The following is a 24890-nucleotide window of genomic DNA, read 5'->3' on the forward strand; positions in this document are numbered from 1 at the left end:
TTTTATCCTATGCCGGGCCAGATGACGATAATCAGTGTTCCCGCCAGGGTAAGCAGGACGTTGGCGATAGCGTAGGTGCCTGCATAGCCCAGCGCCGGTATATTACTGCGCGCCGTATCGCTGATAATTTCCATAGCCGGTGCGCAGGTTCGCGCCCCCATCATGGCACCAAACAACATCGCACGGTTCATCCGCAGAACGTAAGCGCCAAATAAAAAGCAGATCACCACGGGGACCAGGCTGACAATCAGCCCGGCAATCAGCATCTGGCCGCCGACCGCGCCGAGACCGTGGCCGATGCCGCTACCGGCACTTAATCCCACGCCGGCCATAAAGACCATCAGGCCAAACTCTTTGACCATCGTCAGTGCGCCCTGCGGGATGTAGCCGAAGGTGGGGTGGTTGGCACGCAGGAAACCGAGCATGATGCCAGCAAACAGTAATCCAGCGGCGTTACCCACGCCAAAGCTGAACGAGCTGAACTGGAAAGTGATCATGCCGATCATCAGGCCGACAATGAAAAACGCGCAGAAGGCCAGCAGGTCGGTAACCTGGCTGTGAATAGAAATAAAGCCGATACGATCCGCGATGGTTTTGACACGCCTTGCGTCACCGCTCACCTGTAAGACGTCGCCTTTGTTGAGCACGACGTTATCGTCAATCGGCATTTCGATCTGGCTGCGGATCACCCGGTTCAAAAAGCAGCCGTGATCGGTAAGCTTAAGCTGTGCCAGACGGCGGCCTACGGCGTTGTGGTTTTTCACCACAATTTCTTCCGTTACGATGCGCATATCCAGCAAATCGCGGTCGAAGACCTCTTTACCGTTACGAAAACTGGGGTCGAGACGGGCGTGGGCATCGGGGTAGCCCACCAGCGCAATCTCATCGCCCATTTGCAGCACCGCGTCGCCGTCCGGGCTTGCCAGAATGCCGTTACGACGAATGCGTTCTATATAGCAGCCTGTCTGGCGATAAATCCCCAGCTCGCGCAGGTTTTTACCGTCGGCCCATTCGACCAGCTCGGAACCAACACGATAAGCGCGGATCACCGGCAGATATACCTTACGGTTCACGTCGGTATCCAGACCACGCTCACGGGCGATCTGCTGGGCGCTGGTCTGCAAATCCTGATGCTGCAACTTAGGCAGATAGCGCGCGCCGAAAATCAGACTGACCAGACCAATTAAATAGGTCAGGGCGTATCCCAGGCTCAGGTTATCGAGTGCCTGCGATAGCTGGCTGCCCTGCATACCTGAATGGCGAAGCGTATCCCCGGCACCTACCAGCACTGGCGTTGAGGTCATTGAACCGGCCAGCATACCCGCCGTCAGGCCGATATCCCAGCCGAATAGCCGACCTAACCCCAGGGCGATCAGCAGAGCGCTACCGACCATTACCAGAGCCAGCATTAAGTAATTTTTTCCGTCGCGAAAAAAAATGGAGAAAAAATTGGGTCCGGCTTCCACGCCGACACAAAAAATAAACAACATAAAACCCAGATTTAAGGCATCTGTGTTAATGCTGAAATGCTGCTGTCCCAGTAATAGTGAGACAACTAAAACGCCAATGGAATTACCGAGTTGTACTGAACCAAGGCGTAATTTACCCAGGCAAAGACCCAGTGCCAGAACAACAAATAATAACAGGATGTAATTCCCGTTTAACAATTCTGCGACGTTTATATTCACGGAAGCTAACTTCTTGTTTACGAGTAACTTGTTGAAAGAGAAAGTATTTTGGGCTACTGTTTTGACGCGGATTCATAAGAACAGTAAAAGTAATCCACGTTGTTTATTACCTTGAAACAAGCCGTTAGTTTAATCGTTCCTGAATGCCACGGCTAGTAAGAATCGTATGTGCTCATCGGGGCGCTTTTTTGGCAGGGGATGCCGTAATGCTTTATCTGACTGGGTGCCAGTAAAGGCTAAAAGTAGGTTCGATAGAGAAAGAGTCAGGAGGATCCTTTGAAGTCAGAACGGGGTTGGGCCGGCGTTATCTGCTGCTTTTTACTTTTTATTGTTGTGTGTCTTGCTCTGGCAATGAAAATGCACGGTGCGTTTCGTGAGGCAGGTAATCCGGAACTGGGGCTGCTGTTTTTTATCCTGCCCGGCGCGGTTGCCAGTTTTATGTCAACCCGTCAGCGTGTATTACGTCCGCTGTTGGGCGCGGTTTTAGCGGCTCCACTGTGTCTGGTAGTGATGCATCTGTTTTTTGCCAGCCACCGTTCATTCTGGCAGGAGCTGGCATGGCTTTTGAGCGCCGTGTTCTGGTGCGCGTTGGGGGCATTGTGTTTTCTGTTTATCAGTACGCTGCTGGAAGGTAAAGACAAGTAACCCTCTTTCTCTGGTTAACTACCGACGGGAAGTTATACCCTATACTGGTATCGCTCCCCGCCTGTAGCAGCGCGCGGGAGCGATAATCTCTTTTTGCCAGACAGGAAAATGTAATGACGCCGACTATCGATCTTTTGCGCAGCCATCGCTCAATTCGCCATTTCACCGATCGCCCCATCACTGACGAGCAGCGTCACGCTATCATCGCCAGCGCCCAGTCGGCTTCCAGCTCCAGCTTTTTGCAGTGTAGTTCTATTGTGCGTATTACCGACCGCCAGATGCGCGAATCGCTGGTGACGTTGACCGGCGGACAACAACATGTCGCCGAAGCAGCGGAGTTCTGGGTTTTTTGCGCCGACTTTAACCGTAATCTACAAATTTGCCCCGATGCGCAGCTTGGGCTTGCCGAACAGCTTTTGTTAGGCGCGGTGGATACCGCGATGCTCGGGCAAAATGCCATGACGGCGGCAGAGTCGCTGGGCTTAGGTGGGGTATATATTGGTGGCATCCGTAACAGTATTGACGCCGTGACCGACCTGCTGCAACTGCCGAAATACGTGCTGCCGCTGTTCGGGTTATGCCTCGGCTGGCCTGCGGACGATCCGGATGTCAAACCGCGCATGCCGCAGGCGATGCTGGTGCATGAAAACCACTATCAGCCGCTGGATGAACAGGTGCTGGCGCAGTACGATGACGACCTGGCGAATTACTATTTACATCGCGACAGCAATACCCGCCGCGATACGTGGAGCGATCATATTCGCCGCACCATCATTAAAGAAAGCCGCCCCTTTATCCTGGATTATTTGCATAAGCAGGGATGGGCAACGCGCTAAGAATCGGTATTATACGCCGGATCTTCAGGTTCTCTCAGAGAGGTAAAGGGTGAAAATTGCCATTTTGTCCCGGGATGGAACGCTCTATTCCTGCAAACGTCTGCGCGAGGCCGCGCTGCACCGCGGCCATATCGTTGATATTCTCGATCCGCTTTCCTGCTATATGAATATCAATCCCTCGGTCTCCTCCATTCACTATAAAGGCCGCCAGTTACCGCATTATGACGCGGTGATCCCGCGTATCGGGTCAGCCATCACCTTCTACGGTACGGCGGCCCTTCGGCAGTTTGAACTGCTCGGCAGCTACCCGCTGAATGAATCTGTCGCCATCTCCCGTGCGCGGGACAAGCTCCGTTCCATGCAGCTTCTGGCACGTAAAGGCATTGATCTGCCGCTGACCGGGATGGCCCATTCGCCGGATGACACCAGCGATCTTATTGAGATGGTAGGGGGCGCGCCGCTGGTCGTGAAGCTGGTGGAAGGCACTCAGGGCATCGGTGTCGTGCTGGCAGAGACGCGCCAGGCGGCGGAAAGCGTCATTGATGCATTTCGTGGGCTGAACGCGCACATTCTGGTTCAGGAATATATCGCGGAAGCGAAAGGGCGCGATATTCGTTGTCTTGTCGTGGGCGATAAAGTGGTGGCGGCGATTGAGCGCTGTGCCAAAGAGGGCGATTTTCGCTCGAATTTGCACCGGGGCGGCGTCGCCAGAATCGCCACCATTACCGAGCGCGAAAGGGAGATTGCCGTTACTGCCGCGCAAACGCTGGGTCTTGACGTGGCTGGCGTCGATATCCTGCGGGCTAACCGTGGGCCGCTGGTGATGGAGGTCAACGCCTCACCCGGTCTGGAAGGCATTGAAAAAACCAGCGGTATCGACATTGCGGCCCGCATGATCCAGTGGATAGAATGCCAGGCAACGCCAGCGTTCTGTCTTAAAATCGGCGGATAACGCATTTTCACAGCGCATCATGGAATGCGCGGCGCTTTTTGCGTAAGCTATGGCGCTGATTATTTATCTCATGAGGTCGTACGCACTATGGATTCACTCGTTGTTCCGGGTCTGGACACGCTACGTCAATGGCTCGATGAACTGGGAATTAACTTTTTCGAGTGTGATACCTGTCAGGCGTTGCACCTCCCGCACATGCAGAATTTCGACGGTATCTTTGATGCCAAGGTTGATATTATCGACAATATCGTCCTGTTCTCAGCGCTGGCGGAGGTAAAGCCTTCCGCGCTGCTGCCGCTGGCCTGTGACCTGTCGGCCATCAACGCCAGTTCGCTGACCGTAAAAGCGTTCCTTGATATTCAGGATGATAATCTGCCCAAACTGGTCGTTTGCTACTCGCTTCCTGCTGCTGTCGGCATCACTAAAGCGCAGTTCGCCTGGTTCCTGAGCCACAGTGAAGAACAGATTTCCATGGTGATCCTTGAGGCGGGCGCAAATCAGCTTCTCTTTACGGGCGAAGAAAAAGAAGAGACGCCGCCGGAAGATATCCAGTACCATTTTCTTCACTGATCCTTTCTCTGAATAGCGCAGTCGCCACCAGCGCGGCTGCGTATTACCTGTTTTTGTTCTGCTTTTAACCTCCTTTTAAAGAATTATTCACCTCTCTTTACGATGTTTTGCCTTATCCCATAGACAAAAACTGCATAAAAAATTGATAAACGGCGTTTTTTAATCTGGGCTATAGCCTCACACACTGGCTAAAGTTATTCTTGCCAGGCTTAACGTAGCGAGTAATGCTTCCAGCAAGAGGGTCTTCTCTTCTGGTCAGCGCGTCCGAGAAAATATGCACGAATCTTGCATATCCTTAAATGCATACATTTTTGTTCGTTTGTTAACGAACGCTGAGAAGGAAAAGAAATATGACCGCCTTAAGTAAAAAATGGTTAACAGGTCTGGTTACGGGTGCGCTAATTGCCGTCTCTGCTGGCACGCTCGCGGCTGAACAAAAAACGTTACATGTCTATAACTGGTCTGACTATATTGCTCCGGACACGGTGGCTAATTTCGAAAAAGAGACCGGTATCAAGGTCGTGTACGACGTGTTTGATTCCAACGAAGTGCTGGAAGGTAAACTGATGGCGGGCAGCACCGGCTTTGATCTGGTAGTGCCATCGGCCAGTTTCCTTGAGCGCCAGCTTTCCGCCGGCGTATTTCAGCCGCTGGATAAAAGCAAACTGCCAAACTGGAAGAATCTCGATCCAGACCTGCTGAAGCTGATTGCGAAGCACGATCCGGAAAATAAATTCGCTATGCCTTATATGTGGGCTACCACGGGCATTGGCTATAACGTTGATAAAGTGAAAGCCGCGCTCGGCGCTGATGCGCCGGTTAACAGCTGGGATCTGGTGATGAAGCCGGAAAACCTGGCGAAGCTGAAAAGCTGCGGCGTTTCATTCCTCGACGCCCCGGAGGAAATTTTCGCCACCGTGCTGAACTACCTGGGCAAAGATCCTAACAGTACTAAAGCGGATGATTACACGGGTCCGGCAACCGATCTGCTGCTGAAGCTGCGGCCGAATATTCGCTACTTCCACTCTTCGCAGTACATCAACGATCTGGCAAATGGCGATACCTGCGTGGCCATCGGCTGGGCGGGGGATGTGTTGCAGGCTGCGAATCGCGCTAAAGAAGCGAAGAATGGCGTAAACATTGCTTATTCCATTCCAAAAGAGGGCGCACTGGCATTCTTTGATGTCTTCGCAATGCCTGCGGATGCGAAAAATAAAGACGAGGCTTATCAGTTCCTCAACTATCTGCTGCGCCCGGATGTGATTGCCCACGTCTCGGATCACATTTATTACGCCAGCGCCAACAAAGCGGCGACGCCGCTGGTCAGCGCTGAAGTCCGCAACAATCCGGGGATTTATCCGCCGGACGACGTGCGCGCGAAAATGTTTACCCTTAACGTTCAGGAGCCCAAAATCGATCGCGTGAGAACGCGTGCCTGGACGAAGGTGAAAAGCGGTAAATAACGGCGGATATGTTGCCCGTGCCGTTAACGCAGGCGGGCAACATCTTCCTCTGGCCGGGCACATTTTGCTGCCCGGCACTACGCACCATCCTGATGCATTTGCACCATTTTGTTTTATGCCGGAGAGCAACTGAGTGAATGACGCGATCCTCCGCCCGCAGGCGAAACCCCGTAAAGCGCTGACACCGCTGCTGGAAATCCGCAACCTGACGAAATCTTTCGACGGTCAGCATGCTGTGGACGATGTCAGCCTGACCATCTATAAAGGCGAAATTTTCGCTCTGCTCGGCGCGTCCGGCTGTGGGAAATCCACCCTGTTGCGCATGCTGGCAGGCTTTGAACAACCTACCGCCGGGCAAATTGTTCTGGATGGCGTGGATATGGCCCATGTGCCGCCGTATCAACGTCCCATCAATATGATGTTCCAGTCCTACGCGCTTTTCCCGCACATGACCGTTGAGCAAAACATCGCCTTTGGTCTGAAGCAGGATAAGCTGCCGAAAAGCGAAATCAGTGCCCGGGTGGCGGAAATGCTGGCGCTGGTGCACATGCAGGAGTTTGCCAAACGCAAACCGCACCAGCTTTCCGGCGGTCAGCGGCAACGCGTCGCTCTGGCCCGCAGTCTGGCAAAGCGTCCTAAGCTGCTGCTGCTGGATGAACCGATGGGCGCGCTGGATAAAAAACTGCGCGACCGGATGCAGCTTGAAGTGGTGGATATTCTGGAGCGCGTCGGCGCAACCTGCGTGATGGTCACCCACGATCAGGAAGAGGCGATGACCATGGCCGGGCGCATCGCCATTATGAACCGGGGTAAATTCGCCCAAATCGGCGAGCCGGAAGAAATTTATGAGCATCCCACCACCCGCTACAGCGCGGAATTTATCGGTTCGGTAAACGTGTTTGAAGGATTGCTGAAATCGCGGGAAGACGATGGCCTGGTCATCGAATCGCCGGGGCTGGTCCATCCGCTGAAAGTCGACCCGGACGCCTCCGTGGTTGATAACGTCCCGGTTTACATCGCCCTGCGCCCGGAAAAAATCATGCTTTGCGATGAAGTTCCGGCGGACGGTTTCAACTTCGCGGTGGGCGAGGTGGTGCATATTGCCTATCTCGGCGATTTGTCGATTTACCACGTGCGGCTGAAAAGCGGGCAGATGCTGAGCGCTCAGTTACAGAACGATCATCGCTATCGCAAAGGGACGCCGACCTGGGGCGATGAAGTGCGTCTGTGCTGGGACGCGGATAGCTGTGTGGTGCTGACGGTTTAAGGAGCGGCAATGAGTACATTAGAACCCCCGGCTCGCGCCAGTCAACCAGGCGGTGTGGCACGCTGGCTGGCAAAGATGCAGATGAAGCACGGGCGTAAGCTGGTGATCGCCCTGCCTTATCTCTGGCTGACCCTGCTGTTTCTGCTGCCGTTTTTGATTGTTTTTAAAATTAGCCTCGCGGAGATGGCGCGTGCCATTCCACCCTATACCGATCTGATGGAATGGGCGGACGGGCAACTGTCGATTACCCTCAATCTCGGTAATTTTCTGCAACTGACCGAGGATCCGCTCTATTTTGAAGCCTATCTTCAGTCGCTGCAGGTGGCGGCGATTTCCACCTTGTGCTGCCTGGCATTGGGCTACCCGATGGCCTGGGCCGTCGCGCACAGCAAGCCTTCAACGCGCAATATTTTGCTGCTGCTGGTACTTCTGCCGTCGTGGACGTCGTTTTTGATTCGCGTGTATGCATGGATGGGCATACTGAAAAATAACGGCGTGCTGAATAACGTTTTGCTGTGGCTCGGGGTTATCGATCAGCCGCTCACCATCTTACATACCAATCTGGCGGTGTATATCGGCATTGTGTATGCCTATCTGCCGTTTATGGTGCTGCCGATTTATACCGCGCTGACGCGTATTGATTATTCGCTGGTGGAAGCGGCGCTGGATCTCGGCGCACGTCCGATGAAGACCTTCTTTAGCGTGATCGTGCCGTTAACCAAAGGCGGAATTATCGCCGGGTCGATGCTGGTGTTTATTCCGGCAGTAGGCGAGTTTGTGATCCCCGAACTGCTCGGCGGCCCGGACAGCATCATGATCGGTCGTGTGCTGTGGCAGGAGTTCTTTAATAACCGCGACTGGCCGGTCGCGTCTGCGGTGGCGATCGTGATGCTTTTGCTGCTGATCGTGCCGATCATGTGGTTCCACAAGCATCAACAAAAAGCGGTGGGAGAAAATGGATGAATAATCTGCCGGTAGTGCGCTCGCCGTGGCGAATTCTTATTCTGATCGTCGGGTTTACGTTTCTCTATGCTCCGATGCTGATGCTGGTCGTTTACTCCTTCAACAGCTCAAAACTGGTGACGGTATGGGCTGGCTGGTCAACGCGCTGGTACGGCGAGCTGTTTCGCGACGACGCGATGATGAGCGCGGTGGGATTGAGCTTAACCATCGCCGCCTGCGCGGCGACGATGGCGGCGATCCTCGGGACGATTGCCGCGGTAGTAATGGTGCGCTTCGGTCGTTTTCGCGGCTCAAACGGTTTCGCCTTTATGATCACCGCGCCACTGGTGATGCCGGACGTGATCACCGGTCTTTCGCTGCTGCTGCTGTTTGTTGCGCTGGCGCATGCCATTGGCTGGCCTGCCGATCGCGGCATGCTCACTATCTGGCTGGCGCACGTGACCTTCTGCACGGCCTATGTGGCGGTGGTGATTTCGTCACGTTTGCGCGAACTGGATCGTTCGATTGAAGAAGCGGCGATGGATCTGGGGGCCGCGCCGCTGAAGGTTTTCTTCGTCATTACCCTGCCGATGATTATGCCGGCGGTAGTCTCTGGCTGGCTGCTGGCGTTTACCCTGTCGCTGGACGATCTGGTGATTGCCAGCTTCGTGTCGGGTCCGGGCGCGACGACCTTACCCATGCTGGTCTTCTCCAGCGTACGGATGGGGGTTAATCCGGAGATTAATGCGCTGGCGACGCTGATCCTCGGCGTGGTCGGAATTGTCGGATTTATCGCCTGGTGTTTGATGGCACGCGCAGAAAAGCAACGGACGAGAGATATCCAGCGTGCAAGACGCGGATGATGCGCCTAAAATCTTTGCAGAAATGTGCAATCGGTACGATTGATGACAAACCGTCCGTGGAACGCGGGGCGACCATCGGGAGGGGTCTCCTTCCGGGAACCCAATCCCGACGTTTTCCCTGACTACCCCCTTTGTCAGCAGTCTGTCGGTGCCGCCTTTTAGCGGCACCGTTTTTTCATGGAAGGCGACCACATTGGGATTTTTTACTAAAACTCGTCGTTCTGGTGCTCGTCTGAACGTCCCTGCTCTGGTGCAGGTGGCGGCGATTGCGATCATCCTGATTCGCTGTGTTGACCTGCTGATGCTGTTTAATCTGCTGGGCTGGAAAGGACTTCAGGAACTGATTTTCCGTAGCGCTCAGACCTGGAGCCTGACGCTGGTGTTTATGGCGAGCCTGTTGCTGCTGTTTGTCGATTTCCTTTGCGCGTTTTCAGTGGTTAAGGGGCGAAGCTGGGCGCGCTGGCTTTATTTGCTCGCCCAGGTGTCGGCGGGTGCTTACTTATGGGCCGCTTCCATCGGCTATGGTTATCCGGAACTTTTCAGTATTGCCGGAGAGAGCCGCAGTGAGATTTTTCACGCGTTAGTGATGCAGAAACTGCCGGATATTATGGTCCTGATGCTGCTTTTTCTCCCGTCGCCCAGCCGCCGCTTTTTCCGTCTGCAATAACAGTGGTACAATCGCCGCCCCTGAAATTCGGAAGGTTTTATTATGCAGTGCGCACTTTATGACGCCGGTCGCTGTCGTTCCTGTCAGTGGATTGAGCAGCCGGTTGCCGGGCAACTCTCCGCCAAAATGGCCGATCTTCGCGCATTGCTCGGCACGCTGCTGGTGGGAGAGTGGTGCGCGCCGGTAAGCGGACCGGAGCAGGCATTTCGTAATAAGGCCAAAATGGTGGTGAGCGGCAGCGTGGAAAAGCCGCTGCTCGGCATGCTGCATCGCGATGGCACGCCGGAAGATCTCACCTCCTGTCCGCTCTATCCCGCTTCCTTTTCGCCGGTTTTCTCCGCGCTTAAACCTTTTATTGCTCGTGCCGGGCTGACGCCCTATAACGTAGCGCGTAAACGCGGAGAGCTGAAATATCTGCTGCTTACCGAAAGCCAGCTGGATGGCGGGATGATGTTACGCTTCGTCCTGCGGTCCGAAGTCAAACTGGCACAGCTGAGCGCGGCGCTACCTGAATTACAGGCGCAGCTCCCGCAGCTAAACGTGATTTCAGTCAATATTCAGCCAGTGCATATGGCGATTATGGAAGGGGAGAAAGAGATTTTCCTCACCGATCGGCAGGCGCTGGCTGAACAATTCAATAACGTGCCGCTGTGGATCCGCCCGCAGAGTTTTTTCCAGACTAACCCGAGCGTCGCCAGCCAGCTTTACGCCACCGCCCGCGCCTGGGTACGGGAATTGCCGGTAGCGCATATGTGGGATTTGTTCTGCGGCGTCGGTGGCTTCGGCCTCCATTGTGCCACGCCTGAGATGAAACTGACGGGAATTGAAATCGCCCCGGAAGCGATTGCCTGTGCCAGGCAGTCCGCTGAGCAACTTGGGCTGCGTAATCTGCATTTTCAGGCGCTGGATTCCACGGCGTTTGCGACCGGGCAGGGCGCTATTCCCGATCTGGTGCTGGTCAACCCGCCGCGCCGGGGGATTGGTCAGGCATTATGTGATTATCTCAGCGAGATGGCCCCGTCATTTATTATCTACTCCAGCTGTAACGCACAGACGATGGCGAAAGATGTGCAGCACCTTTCGGGCTATCGGATTGCACGCGTTCAGCTTTTTGACATGTTCCCGCATACTGCCCATTATGAAGTGCTGACCCTACTCATGCGCGATTAACCTTAACAGAGGGAAAGGTATGCGAACGCCTTCACGTTTTCTGTTTTCTGCGCCGCAGGCACGGTTAAATGCAACCGGCTGGCTGGTGATTGCTGTGCTCTGCGCCGGGCTTCTGTACGGGTTTTATCGCATGGTTGCGGCTTTTATCACCGACGGTAACCCGCTGATCTTAATCATTTCAGCATTTGTGGCCTGGCTGGTGATAGAGGGGATCCGCGATAACCGCCAGTGGAATGCCCATTTCCGTCTGCGTGCCCGGCAGCGCAAGGATCACAGTATCTGTGACTTTGCCCGCAGCTTTGATACGCGTGAGGTTGATACGTGGGTCATTCGCGCTGCCTGGAACGTATTGAGTGAATCGGTAAACCGGGACGGCCCGGAGGGGTTTGAAGTGCCGATTTTCGCTGACGACCGCCTGGCAGATGAGTTTATGCTGGAAGATGATGAGGATTTGCTGGATACGCTGGAGGAGATGGCGATCAGAGCCGGGCGCAGCACTGAATTGCTGGGCACGGAAGGATTTTCCGGTCCGGTAATCACCGTGCGGGATGCCGTGCTGTTGCTAAACGCGCTGCCGATGACCGAGGCGCGCAAGCAGCGGAGGTGGATCGCGGTGTGATCGCCAGCCTGGACGATTTCCGGCTGCGGTGCTTTTTATGCCGGGTGGCGGCTACGCCTTACCCGGCCTACGAAAATTCAGCCCTTTGAATCAGTTAACCCCGCCACCAGAAATGTTCATCGATGTTCACCGTTCATTTGTAGGCCCGCGCAAGCGAAGCGCCGCCGGGCAACCGTTCACCGGTGTTCAATGTCCGTTTGTAGGCCAGTGCAAGTGCAACGCCGCCGGGCAATCGTTCACCGGAGTTCACCGTTCATTTGCAGGCCCGTGCAAGCGCAGCGCCGCCGGGCACGTCCGGCTTACCGGGCCTGAAAATTTACTGTGGGAACCACTGGTCGCTGATTTTCTGATACGTACCGTTATCTTTAATCGCTTTCAGCGCGGCGTTCAGTTTTTCCAGCAGCGCTTTATTATCCGGACGAACGGCGATACCCAGGCCGGTGCCGAAGTACTGCGGATCCGTCACTTTCTCGGTTGCGGTGCCCAGCTGCGGATTGGTTTTCAGCCACTCGTTGACCACGGCGGTATCGCCGAATACGCCATCAATACGGCCATTTTTCAGGTCGATAATCGCATTCTGATAGCTGTCATAGGCCACGGTTTTAACTTCCGGATGCTTATCCTGAATATATTTCTGATGCGTAGTGCCGTTTTCCATCCCGATACGTTTGCCCTTCAGATCGGCAAAGGTTTTGTAAGTATCTTTTTTAGCAATCACCACCGCGGAGTTAGCGTAGTACGGCTGGGTAAAGGCAACCTGTTTGCTACGTTCAGGTGTAATGTCCATTCCGGAAATCACCGCATCATATTTTTTGAATTTCAACGACGGGATCAGGCTGTCAAACGCATGATTAGTAAAGGTGCACTCGGCCTGCATTTGGCTACACAGGGCTTTTGCCAGGTCAATATCAAAACCCACGATCTGGTTGCTGGCATCCAGCGATTCAAAAGGAGGATAGGTCGCTGAGACGCCAAAATTGATTTTGTCTGCGGCGCTTGCGCCCGCGGCGAAAGTGGCAAGTAATGCGGCCAGAACTAACTTTTTCATGATAAAGCTCCCGTCGGTCAATCTTATGTGGTGTGCCGGTAAACGGCGTAAAAACACAATGCCATCGTTTGAATTTATATGCAATATAAATGAGTAATTATTATATTAAGGGAAGAAAAAAGCGGATAAGTGAAAAGCTTATCCGCCTGGGGGTTTCATGCTTATTCATCCTGTACCCTGTCCGGTAGAGCGGTGACAGGTATCTTATGTCATCACGACGGCTTGCGCTCAGTTACGGCGCTCGAACACCAGCGCGCGGCGCTCAATCAGACGCATCAGCAGCGTTAGCAGGCCGTTGACCACCAGATAGATCAACCCCGCTGCGCCAAATACCATCACGTCATAGGTGCGTCCGTACATCAGCTGACCATGCCCCATGACTTCCATCAGCGTAATGGTGTAGGCCAGAGAGGTACTTTTGAACACCAGCACCACCTCGTTGGAATACGAGGAGAGGGCGCGTTTAAACGCATAGGGCAGCAAAATGGCAAGGGTGTCTTTCTTACTCATGCCCAGTGCGCCACAGGACTGCCACTGGCCGTCCGGAATCGCCCGGATGGCACCGTAGAACAGCTGCGTGGTATACGCGGCGCTGTTCAGCGACAGGGCGATCAGTGCACACAGCCACGGTTCGGAAATGAGGTGCCAGATCAGCGGATAATCCTGCAGCGTCGGAAACTGGCCCGGACCGTAGTAAATCAGGAAGATCTGCACCAGCAGCGGCGTGCCGGTAAAGAGAGTGATATAGGCGCGTACGATCCACACCAGTACCGGCGTCTTAAGCGTCAGGATAATGGTGAAAATCAGCGCCAGGATCAGGGCAACCACGATTGAAGCGACCGTCAGCGTCAGGCTGGTATGCAGCCCTTTCAGAAGCTCAGGTAAATACTCAAACATCAGCCCGGCCTCCGTTCAAAACGCGTCGCGCGCAGGTCAATACGCTTAAGGACGTACTGGCTCAACAACGTAATCACCAGATAAATCGCCGCCGCCACGATATACCAGGTAAAGGGTTCCTGAGTTCGCGTGGCGATGCTTTTCGTTTGTAGCATCAAGTCGTTTACGCTGATAAGCGACACCAGCGCGGTATCTTTCAGCAGCACCAGCCACTGATTGCCGAGACCCGGCAGCGCGTGCCGCCACATTTGCGGCATCACCAGGCGGAAAAAGATCGCGCTTTTAGACAGACCCAGCGCCTGACCCGATTCCCACTGTCCCATCGGCACCGCTTTCAGCGCGCCGCGCAGGGTTTGCGAAGCATAGGCAGCGTAGAGTAAGGAAAGCGCAATAACGCCGCACAGGAACGGGCTGACGTCAAAGTTTTCGATCTCCACCTGCACCGGGATCTGCGTGAAGCCGAGGTTGACAGAGAAACCGTCAGACAGCGTCAGCAACAGCTGGGAGGAGCCAAAATAGATAAACAGGACCACCAGGATTTCCGGTAGCCCGCGCATAATCGTTACCAGCGCCGTGCCCAGCCACGCGACGGGACGCCATTTTACTGACTCCCAGACCGCGAACAGCATGGCCAGCACCAGGCCAATGATCAGCGCACAAACGGCAAGGCCGACGGTCATCCCGGCGGCGCTTGCAAGAGGAAAGAATTCGTTCATCAAAGATTACTTCTGGAACCATTTGTTGTAGATGGTTTCGTACGTTCCATCTTTCTTCACTTTTTCCAGCGCAGTATTAAATTTCTGCTGCAGGTCGGTGTTGCCCTGGCGGACGGCGATGCCAAGGCCGGTACCGAAATACGCTTTGTCAGTGACTTTATCGCCGACGGCAGCCAGTTTCGGGTTAGCTTTCAGCCACTCGGTAACCACGGCGGTATCACCAAATACGCCATCAATACGGCCATTCTGCAGATCCAGCTTCGCGTTCTGGTAGCTGTCGTAAGGCACGGTAGTGATTTCCGGGTGTTTATCCATGATAAATTTCTGGTGAGTGGTGCCGTTCTGCACGCCCACTTTTTTGCCTTTCAGCTGATCAATGCTGGTGAATTTACCCTGCTGACCGATAAACAGCGCCGAGTTGTCATAGTATGGGGTTGAAAACAGCACCTGCTTTTCACGTTCCGCCGTAATATCCATCCCGGCCATGACCGCGTCAAAACGACGGAATTTCAGGCCCGGGATCAGGCTGTCGAACGCCTGGTTAGTGAAGGTACAGGTGGCATCGATTTCTTTGCACAGCGCGTTCGCCAGATCGACATCGAAACCAACAATTTTATTGTTGGCATCCACGGATTCAAACGGAGGATACGATGCTTCGGTGGCGAAACGAATGGTCTGGGCTGCCGTGGCGGAAAGACTGGCACTGGCGATTAGCGCGGCGATCAAAACTTTTTTCATTGTCATTTTCCCGATCTTCAGTGTGATAAGTAGTGTTTAAAGGCGTCGGTTTGCGGATGCGTAAAGCAGCTGGCATCCCCTTGCTCAACAATATAACCATTTTCCATATACACCACGCGGCTGGCGGTTTTACGCGCCACTTCTACCTCGTGGGTGACAATCACCTGGGTGATATTCGTTTCCGCCAGCTCGCGAATAATGCTGACGATCTGCGCGGTGATTTCTGGATCGAGTGCCGCGGTCGGCTCGTCAAACAGCAATATCTGAGGCTCCATCATCAGGGCGCGGGCAATCGCCACACGCTGCTGCTGACCGCCGGAAAGGTGCAGCGGATAGCGATCGCTGTAGGGTTTCAGGCGCAGACGTTCGAGCAGCTTGTCCGCACGTTCCATCGCCTGCGCTTTACTCAGACCCAGCACCCGGCAGGGCGCTTCAATCAGGTTTTGCACTACCGTGAGGTGCGGCCACAGATTGTACTGCTGAAACACCATGCCAACGTTCTGGCGCAGTTCGCGAATCGCTTTATCCGACGGTGTTTTTGCGAAATCAAATTGATTGCCAGCGATGCTGAGCGTGCCGGAACGCGGCATCTCAAGCAGGTTGAGCACGCGCAACAGCGAGCTTTTACCCGCACCGCTTGGGCCAAGCAACACCAGCGTTTCACCCTGCGGGCAAGTCAGCGTGATGTCGAACAGCGCCTGATGTGCGCCGTAGAAGCAATTTATGCCGTTTAATTGAATACTCATCGGGGCAGTCTTGTAGCAATTGAGGCCGCAAATAGTACCTTTCACAGAATAGTTATGCAATATTTCTGCGTTAAAAGTTAACTATAAGCCGCAGGATACCTTAAACTTAGCACAAAATAGCGCCGGGGAAAGGCGCGAGGGGGAAATGTCGGTCCGCTTTCGGTAAGACCGACATTTAAATTTAACAGGATAAAATAGTTAGCGTTTTTCCAGCGACTGACGCAGTGTGCCGGCCGGAGCATGGCTTGCTCCAAGGTAGCGTACATCGTCAACCGCCCAGCACTGACCTTCACGGATCATTAATACTTCATCCTGCCAGGCATCGCTGCCTTGTTTCAGGTCGACACGCAGAGGAATGTTTCGCGCATCCGTATTAGGGATAGTCGACGCGCTGGCAACGCGGGCGCTGTCCGGCGGCGTCGTGCGGCTGGAGAAAAGATCGGATTTCAGTAGCGCACTGTGGCTACTGTCACGGCTGGCATCGCTGAGCATTTTCGCCAGATCGTCACTCAAGTAAGGGCGCAGCGCGGTAATATCGTTATTCCGGTTCTGGATACGCGCGTCATAAAATTTCTGGGCCACCGTATCCGGACCGCCTTCCACACAAGGGCCGCTGCGGGTGCCGATGTCATTAAATGCCGGCGTGACGGTAGTGCAGGCACTCAACAGCAACGCGCACGGAATAAAAAGAGCGAGAGCAGAGTAGCGCATTCTGATTTCCTTATAAGCAATCTACGATAATAATGGTTATGCTTTTCAAGCATAGCGTATCAGTTCGATAATGCGTTTGGCATCCAGAGCTAAGGCATTGAACGTTAAACAAGGAGACAGACGATGCAATTTTCAACGACACCGACTCTCGAAGGCCAGACGATCGCTGAATACCGTGGCGTAGTGACCGGAGAAGCTATTCTCGGCGCCAATATCTTCCGTGATTTTTTCGCCGGGATCCGCGATATCGTTGGTGGCCGCTCCGGTGCCTATGAAAAAGAGCTGCGCCGGGCCCGTGAAATTGCCTTTCAGGAACTCGGCGAACAGGCCAAAGCGCTGGGTGCCGATGCGGTGGTGGGTATTGATATCGATTATGAAACGGTAGGGAAAGACGGCAGTATGCTGATGGTCAGCGTTTCCGGAACGGCGGTGAAATTACGCTGATGAGACGTTTTGCATGGAGTCTTGCGCTGGCGCTGCTGTTAACCGGCTGCGCGGCTGAAAAAGGAATTATTGATAAAGACGGGTATCAGCTGGATGTCAGCCATCCGGCGCAGGCGGCGTATCCGCGAGTAAAAGTGCTGGTGATCCACTATACCGCCGATGATTTTGACACCTCGCTGGCAACCTTAACCGACAAGCACGTCAGCGCGCATTACCTGATACCCGACGTGCCTCCACGGCATAACGGCAAGCCGCGCATCTGGCAACTGGTGCCGGAGCAGGATCTGGCCTGGCATGCCGGGGCGAGTTTCTGGCGGGGAGCCACACGTCTTAATGATACCTCCATCGGCATTGAACTGGAGAACCGCGGCTGGCAGAAACGCGACGGGGTAAAATATTTCGCGCCGTTCACGCCCGCGCAGATAGCCGCGCTGGTGCCGCTGGCAAAAGATATTATTGCGCGTTACCACATTGCGCCGCAGAACGTCGTGGCGCATGCGGATATCGCCGCCCAGCGCAAGGACGATCCCGGCCCGTTATTTCCCTGGCAGGCGCTGGCGGTGCAGGGGATTGGCGCGTGGCCTGATGCGCAGCGCGTCGCGTTTTACCTGAACGGGCGGGCCCCGTATGAACCAGTGGACACGGCGTCGTTGCTGGATCTGCTGGCCCGCTATGGTTATGAGGTCAAGCCAGAAATGACGGAGGCGCAACAGAAACGGGTGATTATGGCGTTTCAGATGCATTTCCGTCCGGCGCGCTGGGATGGTGTCGCGGATGCACAAACCCAGGCTATTGCTGAGGCGTTGCTGGAAAAGTACGGCCAGGGGTAATACTTTACTGTCTCTCCCCCGGCAGGGGGAGCCGCGACCTAGCGGTGCAATTTCCCATGATCCCGTAACCAGGCTGCCGTGCGCGTAATACCTTCATCCAGCGTTACCACCGGCTGATACCCTAACTCCTGCTGCGCCCGGCGAATATCCAGCGTGAAATCAAAATTCAGCTTCGACACGCCATAATGCGTAAACGTGGGTTCTTTGGCGGTTTTACTGCCGAAGCGCTCCATGCTGCGGGCGACAATATCCAGCATCGGATAGGGAACCGATCGGATGCGGCAGTGAATATTAAGTTCGTCGATAAGCTTCTGTACAATATCATGCAGCTTCTGCGGTTCGCCGTTGGTGATGTTAAATGCGCGGCCTGAAGGCAGAGCGTCGCACGAAGGCTGGCTGGCCAGCCACATGGCATGGATAGCGTTCTCAAAATAGGTCATATCGACCACTGCATCGCCGCCGCGCGGCAGGAGAACGCTGCCGTAGTGGTGCATCATCTGCGCCAGACGCGGAATGAATACCTTATCATGGGGGCCAAATAAACTTTGCGGGCGCAGGATAGTAAAACGCGTCTGCGGATTGGCGCGTGCCAGCAGCTGAATCACCTCTTCGCCAGCCGCTTTGCTGCGGGCAAATTCATTGGCAAATCGCTGCGGGCGAAAGTCTTCCTTCACATCGTGATGATGATGGTAATCGAAGTACAGTGAAGGGGATGAAATATGCACAAAATTGCGCACGCCCCAGGCGACGGACCATTCCCCCAGACGGCGTGTGGCGCGCACATTGGCGAGATCAAACGCCTCCTGCGTTCCCCACGGTGAGGTAAAGCTGGAACAGTGCCACAGAGTATCGATACCGGCGAGCATGACCTTAGCCTGCGAAGAGACCAGCTCAGTGAGATCGGCCTGCACGAATTCTGCGCCCATTTTTTGCAGCAGCTTGCCCATCGCTTCATTACGTCCGGTTGCTCTGACGCTGATGCCTTTACGACGCAAAAATTCGACCGCGTTTCGGCCTAAACCGCTGGTGGCGCCCGTTACCAGAACCTTCATATCGATCCGCTGTGTTTTAAAGAATTTCGTGCGCATTCTTCCGGTATTTGCGGCGCTATGCAATGGGAAAAATGAAAGAATCTGAGGTTAATGGTAAACCGCGTGCGGTTTTTAGCGCTCAGGCCATATCCCGGGAACATCGCCCCGACGTTTCTCCTGTTAGCCTTTCTCTGCCAGACGGGCGATACGTTTTGCCATGCCGCGAAAGATGAACAAATGCGCCGGGATCATCAACAGCCAGTAAAACAGCCCCGGCATTCCGTGCGGGTGCCACCAGGCGCGGACGTCAAGCTGCCGGTAATCACCCTTATCTTCCATGGTAAAGCAAAGACGGCCCAGCCCCGGCGCTTTCATGCCAAACAGCAGCGCCAGCTCTTTTTCCGGCTCGGCGATAATCACCTTCCAGCTATCGACGGCATCGCCTGGCTGCAAAAACGGCCGTGCCGGGCGGCCTTTTGCCAGCGGATGACCGATAATCTTGTCGATCAACGCGCGGGTTTGCCACAGTGGGTTGCCGAAAAAGTAGCGCTCCTTGCCGCCAAGCTGGTTTACTACCCGCCACAGCGCGCTAAGGCTGGCGGAGGTTTTCAGCGTATAGCCTGCCTGTTTGGCGAAATAGCCGTAGTCTGGCCGCCAGCGGGCAAACGCCTGCGCGTCGTAACCCCAGTCGCTGGAGTTAACCAGCTTCTTTTCTTCTTCCAGCGTGCTGCGCACCGCCTCATCAAACGGGATCAGCGTCTGCGGAATTAACGTCCGGAGCGGGCCGTCATCGGCGAGAAGATCGTGTTTGAGCCCCTGAATCAGCGCTTTTGCCGTGGTGGGGGGCACCGAAGTAATGACAGTCAGAAACCAGACCGAAATCCAGCGGGTAGGGAAGGGGACGGGAATTAGCGGGCGATGCCGACCGCTGACCAGCATAAAATGCTCAAATTGTTGCTGATAGCTCAGTACCTGCGGACCGGCAGCTTCAAAAATGCGGTGTTCCTGAGCGGGATGATCCAACAGCGCCACCAGATAATGCAGCAGGTTGTTCAGCGCAATGGGCGTAGTCCGTGAACGCACCCAGCGCGGCGGGGTGAGGACGGGCAGGTTATAGACCATATCGCGCATCACCTCAAAGGCGGCAGAACCCGCGCCGACAATAATCCCGGCGCGCAGTTCAGTCACGGGCACACCGGACCCGCGCAGGGTCTCTGCCGTGAGCTGCCGGGCACGCAGATGGTCGGACTGCTGGTGTTCCGGTGCCTGCAGAGAGCTGAGGAAAATCAGCTGGTGCACTGGCGTTTCGCGCAATGCATCGCGAACGTTCATGGCAACCTGACGCTCATGAGCGACAAAATCACCGCCTTCGCCCATGCCGTGAACCAGATAGTAAACGGTCTCAACGTTTTTCAGCAGTTCTGGTAACGCCCTGGGCCAGCAGAGATCCAGGGTATGACAGCTGACGCCGGGCAGCGCCATCTTCTCCAGCCGCTCAATTTTCCGTGCCGCCGCCAGCACCTGATGTCCCTGCTGGCTCAGCGCTCTGATCAGGTGTTGACCAATATAGCCACTAGCTCCCAGCACCAGAATACGTTGCGGCACGGTGTGCTCCTTAGCGGTTGAGAAACGCTTTCCAGTGAGCAACAAGTTCTTCGAGCTGCTCACGGCTGACATCAAGGTGGGTCACCAGCCGCACTACCGGAGAGGCGTTGATCAGGATATCCTGCGCACGCAGATGTTCACCCAGCGCGGCGGCGTTCTCTTCACCGACGCGGACAAACAGCATGTTCGTGTCGTGACGCATCACATCGGCACCCATTTCTTTCAACTGGGCAGCAAGCCAGGCGGCGTTGTCATGATCTTCATGCAAGCGGGCAACATTATGCTTTAACGCGTACAAACCGGCCGCCGCCAGGATCCCGGCCTGGCGCATACCGCCGCCGGTCATTTTCCGCCAGCGGATAGCACGTTTAATATAGTCATGACTCCCGACCAGCAGCGAGCCTACCGGCGCGCCCAGTCCTTTCGATAAACAGATAGTGAACGAGTCACAGTACTGCGTAATCTCTTTTAATTCACAACCATACGTTACTACGGCGTTGAAGATGCGTGCGCCGTCGACGTGCAAACCCAGCCCCCGGCTACGGGTAAACTCCCACGCCGCCTGGAGATATTCTCGCGGCAGGACTTTACCGTTATGGGTATTTTCCAGGCTGAGCAGTTTAGTGCGGGCGAAGTGGATATCGTCGGCTTTGATTTTGGCGGCGACTTTATCCAGCGGCAGGGTGCCATCATGGGCGGCATCAATAGGCTGTGGCTGGATGCTGCCGAGCACGGCGGCACCGCCTGCTTCATAGAGATAGTTATGCGCGCCCTGGCCGACGATATATTCTTCGCCACGTTCACAGTGGCTAAGAAGGGCAACCAGGTTGGCCTGGGTGCCCGTCGGCAGAAACAGCGCGGCCTCTTTGCCAGCCAGATCGGCGGCATAACGCTGGAGTTCATTAACGGTAGGATCGTCACCGTAAACATCGTCGCCGACCGGAGCGGCCATCATGGCATCAAGCATGGCGCGCCCCGGACGGGTTACGGTATCACTGCGTAGATCAATCACGGCATTTCCTTTCTGATTCAGGATGATGCCCTATTTTTACCTGAGCCAGTTGGTTTTTGCCAGTTCCAGCACCTCGTCACCGCGCCCGTTAATGATCGCGCGCAACATATAGAGGCTAAAGCCTTTGGCCTGTTCGAGTTTAATTTGCGGCGGCATGGCCAGTTCTTCTTTCGCCACTACCACGTCCACCAGTACCGGACCGTCGGTGGCAAAGGCGCGTTGCAGCGCGTCGTCAATATCAACCGCTTTCTCGACGCGAATACCGGTAATGCCGCAGGCATCGGCGATACGGGCAAAGTTCGTGTCGTGGAGATCGGTGCCGTCAGTCAAATAACCCCCGGCTTTCATTTCCATCGCCACAAAGCCCAGCACGCTGTTATTAAAGACGATAATTTTTACCGGCAGCTTCATCTGCACCACCGACAGGAAGTCGCCCATCAGCATACTGAAGCCCCCGTCGCCACACAGGGCGACAACCTGACGGTTCGGCGCGGTAGCCTGTGCGCCCAGTGCCTGCGGCATGGCGTTGGCCATCGAGCCGTGGTTAAAGGAGCCTAACAACCGACGCTGGCCGTTCATTTTCAGATAGCGGGCGGCCCAGACCGTAGGCGTGCCGACGTCGCAGGTAAAAATGGCGTCGTCATCGGCATAATGGCTAATCTGCTGCGCCAGATACTGCGGGTGGATCGCTTTCTCACTGGGTTTCGCCAGCGCGTCGAGGTCTTTACGCGCTTCGCGGTAGTGCTTCAGCGCGGTGTCCAGGAAACGGGTGTCGGTGTTTTCTTCCAGCAGCGGCAGCAGGGCGCTCAACGTGGCTTTGATATCGCCAATCAGCGCCATATCAACCTTGCTGTGTGCGCCGATACTTCCCGGATTGATATCGATCTGGATAATTTTGGCGTCGGTCGGGTAGAAAGCGCGATAGGGAAATTGGGTACCCAGAAGCACCAGCGTATCGGCGTTCATCATGGTGTGAAAACCGGAGGAGAAACCGATCAGTCCGGTCATTCCTACATCGTAAGGGTTGTCATATTCGACATGCTCTTTGCCGCGCATCGCATGGACCACGGGCGCTTTTAATTTCCCGGCGAATTCCACCAGCTCGGCATGCGCTCCGGCACAGCCACTACCGCACAGCAGGGCGATTTTACTGGAATAGCGCAGTAGCTGCGCCAGCTTTTTCAGCTCTTCTTGTGCCGGAGTGACGACGGGTTGCGGGGCGGGATACCAGTGGCTGCTGGCACTCTCCGGCGCCGCCTGAAGGGCCACATCGCCCGGTAATACAATGACCGACACGCCGCGATTCAGCACGGCTTTACGCAGGGCAATGGCCAGCACCTGAGGGATCTGCTCTGGCGATGAGACCAGTTCACAATAGTGGCTGCATTCGCGAAACAACTCCTGTGGGTGCGTCTCCTGGAAATAACCGCTGCCGATTTCACTGGACGGAATATGCGCGGCGATGGCCAGTACCGGAACGTGGTTACGATGACAGTCAAACAGGCCATTAATTAAATGCAGGTTACCAGGCCCGCAGGAGCCGGCACAGACTGCCAGTTCGCCCGTCAACTGCGCTTCTGCACCAGCGGCAAACGCGGCCACTTCTTCGTGGCGGGTAGGCATCCAGTCAATCGTGCCCATTTTGTTCAGGCTGTCGCTCAGGCCATTCAGTGAATCACCTGTGACACCCCAGATACGTTTGACACCCGCCTGCTCCAGCGTTTTAGCAAGATAAGCGGCAACGGTTTGTTTCATGGGTTTCCATCTCCTTTATGTGATACCGCTTACAAGCTTAGGTCAGATCTTTGGGTTCGCGCAGAAAACCTCCCGGAATGAAGGCGCTATCTTTCGCGTTAAGGAAGGCGTAATGTGAAGCAGTCGCATTTAAAACAAGAGGCATTTCAAATGGTTAAGAAATTGTTAATTGCCGTCAATAGAACCCTTTCACATGAAGATTTTGGCAAATTGCTGTTACGCATTGCCGTGGGCGGGTTAATGCTTTTCCACGGGTTACACAAGCTGTTTGATGGCATCGACGGGATCCGTGCCATGGTGGTTGCGCAGGGATTACCGGGATTTGTCGCCTATGGGGTGCTGATTGGCGAGGTGGTAGTACCGTGCTTGATTATCCTGGGTATTTTGACGCGTCCGGCGGCGCTGGTGCTGTCTTTTACCATGCTGGTGGCGTGGTTGATGGTGGGCATTAATAATACCTGGATGCTCGATAAAACCGGCGCATGGGCGATTGAAAATATTGCCTACTTCTTTATCGGCGGGCTGGCGATTGCTTTTATGGGCGCGGGGCGTTATTCAGTCGTGCGCGATCCGGCGTGGCGGTAAAACGGTAGCGACGTGCCATTTTGCCCGGTGGCGCTGCGCTTACCGGGCCTACAGACAAGATGACAACAGCGATTCACAGGCCGGGTAAGCGCAGCGCCACCCGGCATGTTTTGTCCTCAGGCCAGCACCAAATCCCCCTGCGGATGACATGAACAGGCCAGTACATACCCGTCAGCAATTTCCGCATCGCTCAGCGTCATGGTACTGCTGACGGTATACTCGCCGGAAACCACTTTGGTTTTGCAGCAGCCACATACGCCTGCACGGCAGGCAACGGCGATCGGCACCTTGTTGCTTTCCAGGGCCTCCAGCAGCGTGGTGCCCACCGGCGCGTAAAATTCCTGCACCGGGGCAAGCTTCGTGAACTTCAGACCCTCACTCGCCGCCTGCGTAACCGGCGTAAAGAACTTCTCTTTGAAGAATTTCGTCACGCCCAGCGCTTTCACTTGCTGTTCGGCCATTTCCATATACGGCGCGGGTCCGCAGGTCATCACGGTACGTGAAGCCAGGTCGGGCACCTGCTGTAGCAGCTCAGGCGTCAGGCGACCAGCGACAAAACCGTCGGTTGCTTCATTTTCTGCGACCAGCGTAACCGGATACTGCTGCCATTCCCCGGCAAAAATCACATCCTGCGGTGAACGAACGTTAAAGATCACCTGTACATCGGCCTGAGGACGATACGTCGCCAGCCAGCGGCGCATCGACATTACCGGCGTGACGCCGCAACCTGCCGCCAGCATCAGGAATTTGTCTTCGGCTTTATCTTCGCAGGTAAAGTCGCCCATCGCGTCGGACAACCAGAGATAGTCGCCGCGTTTCACCTCGCGGGTTAACCACTGTGAACCTGCACCCTCATCAATCCGGCGGACGGTCAGGGTAATATACTCGCTCACCCCCGGCGTGGACGAAATCGTATAGGCGCGCAGGGTTTCTGCCGAATTGCGCACGCTAACCAGCGCATACTGGCCCGCGCGGTACGGGTAATAATCGTGACACAGCAGTGAAAGGGTCCACACATCCGGCGTTTCCTGATGAATGTGGTGTACCTGCATCCGCCATGGACACTGCGTGGTGGGCATCGTCATCATCA

At 55.1% G+C, this 24890-nt stretch carries 26 protein-coding genes; 14 read left to right on the top strand and 12 right to left on the bottom strand.

The window, feature by feature from the left end:
* Positions 1 to 2 precede the first annotated feature (2 nt).
* Positions 3 to 1688, bottom strand: coding sequence for an aspartate:alanine antiporter (locus P0H77_RS08345; protein WP_276164412.1), 1686 nt, complete (start codon positions 1686 to 1688; stop codon positions 3 to 5).
* Positions 1689 to 1964: 276 nt separating this feature from the next.
* Here P0H77_RS08345 and P0H77_RS08350 point away from each other — a divergent pair, with 276 nt between their 5' ends.
* From P0H77_RS08350 to P0H77_RS08400, 11 genes are all read left to right on the top strand, one after another.
* A complete protein-coding gene (locus tag P0H77_RS08350) occupies positions 1965 to 2333 on the top strand; it encodes an inner membrane protein YbjM (RefSeq protein WP_276164413.1) in 369 nt (122 codons plus the stop codon).
* 113 nt (positions 2334 to 2446) lie between these two features.
* Positions 2447 to 3169: an oxygen-insensitive NADPH nitroreductase gene (gene nfsA / locus P0H77_RS08355; RefSeq protein ID WP_276164414.1), complete on the top strand. Its 723-nt coding sequence runs from the start codon at positions 2447 to 2449 to the stop codon at positions 3167 to 3169.
* A 49-nt stretch (positions 3170 to 3218) separates the two neighbouring features.
* Complete coding sequence (gene rimK / locus P0H77_RS08360) at positions 3219 to 4121, top strand: 30S ribosomal protein S6--L-glutamate ligase (protein ID WP_276164415.1); 903 nt, start codon at positions 3219 to 3221, stop codon at positions 4119 to 4121.
* An 87-nt stretch (positions 4122 to 4208) separates the two neighbouring features.
* The gene (locus P0H77_RS08365) at positions 4209 to 4691 is read left to right on the top strand and encodes a YbjN domain-containing protein (protein WP_276164416.1); all 483 of its coding nucleotides are present in this window, start codon (positions 4209 to 4211) and stop codon (positions 4689 to 4691) included.
* Positions 4692 to 5041: 350 nt separating this feature from the next.
* Positions 5042 to 6154, top strand: coding sequence for a spermidine/putrescine ABC transporter substrate-binding protein PotF (gene potF / locus P0H77_RS08370; RefSeq protein ID WP_276164417.1), 1113 nt, complete (start codon positions 5042 to 5044; stop codon positions 6152 to 6154).
* 133 nt (positions 6155 to 6287) lie between these two features.
* The gene (gene potG, locus P0H77_RS08375) at positions 6288 to 7421 is read left to right on the top strand and encodes a putrescine ABC transporter ATP-binding subunit PotG (RefSeq protein WP_276164418.1); all 1134 of its coding nucleotides are present in this window, start codon (positions 6288 to 6290) and stop codon (positions 7419 to 7421) included.
* Positions 7422 to 7430: 9 nt separating this feature from the next.
* Positions 7431 to 8384: a putrescine ABC transporter permease PotH gene (potH, locus tag P0H77_RS08380; RefSeq protein WP_276164419.1), complete on the top strand. Its 954-nt coding sequence runs from the start codon at positions 7431 to 7433 to the stop codon at positions 8382 to 8384.
* The gene (gene potI / locus P0H77_RS08385; protein WP_176920598.1) at positions 8381 to 9226 is read left to right on the top strand and encodes a putrescine ABC transporter permease PotI; all 846 of its coding nucleotides are present in this window, start codon (positions 8381 to 8383) and stop codon (positions 9224 to 9226) included. The genes potH and potI overlap by 4 nt, the downstream gene beginning before the upstream one ends.
* A 193-nt stretch (positions 9227 to 9419) precedes the next feature.
* Entirely contained in the window at positions 9420 to 9893 is a 474-nt protein-coding gene (locus P0H77_RS08390) for a YbjO family protein (RefSeq protein WP_276164420.1), read from the top strand.
* Between the two features lie 42 nt (positions 9894 to 9935).
* Positions 9936 to 11063: a 23S rRNA (uracil(747)-C(5))-methyltransferase RlmC gene (gene rlmC / locus P0H77_RS08395; RefSeq protein WP_276164421.1), complete on the top strand. Its 1128-nt coding sequence runs from the start codon at positions 9936 to 9938 to the stop codon at positions 11061 to 11063.
* A 19-nt stretch (positions 11064 to 11082) separates the two neighbouring features.
* Complete coding sequence (locus P0H77_RS08400) at positions 11083 to 11682, top strand: hypothetical protein (protein WP_276164422.1); 600 nt, start codon at positions 11083 to 11085, stop codon at positions 11680 to 11682.
* A gap of 316 nt (positions 11683 to 11998) precedes the next feature.
* On the opposite strand, the gene artJ is transcribed toward P0H77_RS08400, so the two are convergent.
* The 6 genes from artJ to P0H77_RS08430 form a co-directional block, all read right to left on the bottom strand.
* The gene (gene artJ / locus P0H77_RS08405; protein WP_276164423.1) at positions 11999 to 12730 is read right to left on the bottom strand and encodes an arginine ABC transporter substrate-binding protein ArtJ; all 732 of its coding nucleotides are present in this window, start codon (positions 12728 to 12730) and stop codon (positions 11999 to 12001) included.
* A gap of 228 nt (positions 12731 to 12958) precedes the next feature.
* On the bottom strand, positions 12959 to 13627 hold the full coding sequence (artM, locus tag P0H77_RS08410; RefSeq protein WP_276164424.1) for an arginine ABC transporter permease ArtM: 669 nt from the start codon (positions 13625 to 13627) through the stop codon (positions 12959 to 12961).
* Positions 13627 to 14343, bottom strand: coding sequence for an arginine ABC transporter permease ArtQ (gene artQ / locus P0H77_RS08415; protein WP_276164425.1), 717 nt, complete (start codon positions 14341 to 14343; stop codon positions 13627 to 13629). The genes artM and artQ overlap by 1 nt, the downstream gene beginning before the upstream one ends.
* Before the next feature lie 6 nt (positions 14344 to 14349).
* Positions 14350 to 15081, bottom strand: a complete 732-nt coding sequence (gene artI, locus P0H77_RS08420; protein WP_276164426.1) for an arginine ABC transporter substrate-binding protein ArtI — start codon at positions 15079 to 15081, stop codon at positions 14350 to 14352.
* A gap of 17 nt (positions 15082 to 15098) precedes the next feature.
* Positions 15099 to 15827 (bottom strand): arginine ABC transporter ATP-binding protein ArtP, encoded by a 729-nt coding sequence (gene artP / locus P0H77_RS08425; RefSeq protein WP_276164427.1) that lies wholly within the window; start codon positions 15825 to 15827, stop codon positions 15099 to 15101.
* Positions 15828 to 16025: 198 nt separating this feature from the next.
* Positions 16026 to 16538: a lipoprotein gene (locus P0H77_RS08430; protein ID WP_276164428.1), complete on the bottom strand. Its 513-nt coding sequence runs from the start codon at positions 16536 to 16538 to the stop codon at positions 16026 to 16028.
* A 123-nt stretch (positions 16539 to 16661) separates the two neighbouring features.
* On the opposite strand from P0H77_RS08430, the gene P0H77_RS08435 reads away from it, so the two are divergent.
* Both P0H77_RS08435 and P0H77_RS08440 read left to right on the top strand, forming a co-directional pair.
* Complete coding sequence (locus tag P0H77_RS08435; RefSeq protein WP_276164429.1) at positions 16662 to 16982, top strand: heavy metal-binding domain-containing protein; 321 nt, start codon at positions 16662 to 16664, stop codon at positions 16980 to 16982.
* A complete protein-coding gene (locus P0H77_RS08440) occupies positions 16982 to 17812 on the top strand; it encodes an N-acetylmuramoyl-L-alanine amidase (RefSeq protein ID WP_276164430.1) in 831 nt (276 codons plus the stop codon). Before P0H77_RS08435 ends, P0H77_RS08440 begins: the two co-directional genes overlap by 1 nt.
* Before the next feature lie 38 nt (positions 17813 to 17850).
* On the opposite strand, the gene P0H77_RS08445 is transcribed toward P0H77_RS08440, so the two are convergent.
* From P0H77_RS08445 to poxB, 4 genes are all read right to left on the bottom strand, one after another.
* A complete protein-coding gene (locus P0H77_RS08445) occupies positions 17851 to 18864 on the bottom strand; it encodes an NAD(P)-dependent oxidoreductase (protein WP_276165079.1) in 1014 nt (337 codons plus the stop codon).
* A gap of 159 nt (positions 18865 to 19023) precedes the next feature.
* Entirely contained in the window at positions 19024 to 20448 is a 1425-nt protein-coding gene (locus P0H77_RS08450; RefSeq protein ID WP_276164431.1) for an SDR family oxidoreductase, read from the bottom strand.
* A gap of 10 nt (positions 20449 to 20458) precedes the next feature.
* Positions 20459 to 21460, bottom strand: a complete 1002-nt coding sequence (gene ltaE, locus P0H77_RS08455) for a low-specificity L-threonine aldolase (protein ID WP_276164432.1) — start codon at positions 21458 to 21460, stop codon at positions 20459 to 20461.
* Between the two features lie 36 nt (positions 21461 to 21496).
* Positions 21497 to 23215 (bottom strand): ubiquinone-dependent pyruvate dehydrogenase, encoded by a 1719-nt coding sequence (gene poxB / locus P0H77_RS08460; protein WP_276164433.1) that lies wholly within the window; start codon positions 23213 to 23215, stop codon positions 21497 to 21499.
* A gap of 150 nt (positions 23216 to 23365) precedes the next feature.
* Between poxB and P0H77_RS08465 the strand changes: the two genes are divergently transcribed.
* Positions 23366 to 23800: a DoxX family protein gene (locus P0H77_RS08465; RefSeq protein WP_276164434.1), complete on the top strand. Its 435-nt coding sequence runs from the start codon at positions 23366 to 23368 to the stop codon at positions 23798 to 23800.
* Between the two features lie 116 nt (positions 23801 to 23916).
* Here the strand turns inward: P0H77_RS08465 and hcr are convergent, their stop codons facing one another.
* Positions 23917 to 24885 carry an NADH oxidoreductase gene (gene hcr, locus P0H77_RS08470; RefSeq protein ID WP_276165080.1) on the bottom strand — a complete coding sequence of 323 codons (969 nt, stop codon included), beginning with the start codon at positions 24883 to 24885 and terminating at the stop codon, positions 23917 to 23919.
* Positions 24886 to 24890 lie beyond the last annotated feature (5 nt).

This window comes from Superficieibacter sp. HKU1, assembly GCF_029319185.1.
Taxonomy (GTDB): Bacteria; Pseudomonadota; Gammaproteobacteria; order Enterobacterales; family Enterobacteriaceae; genus Superficieibacter.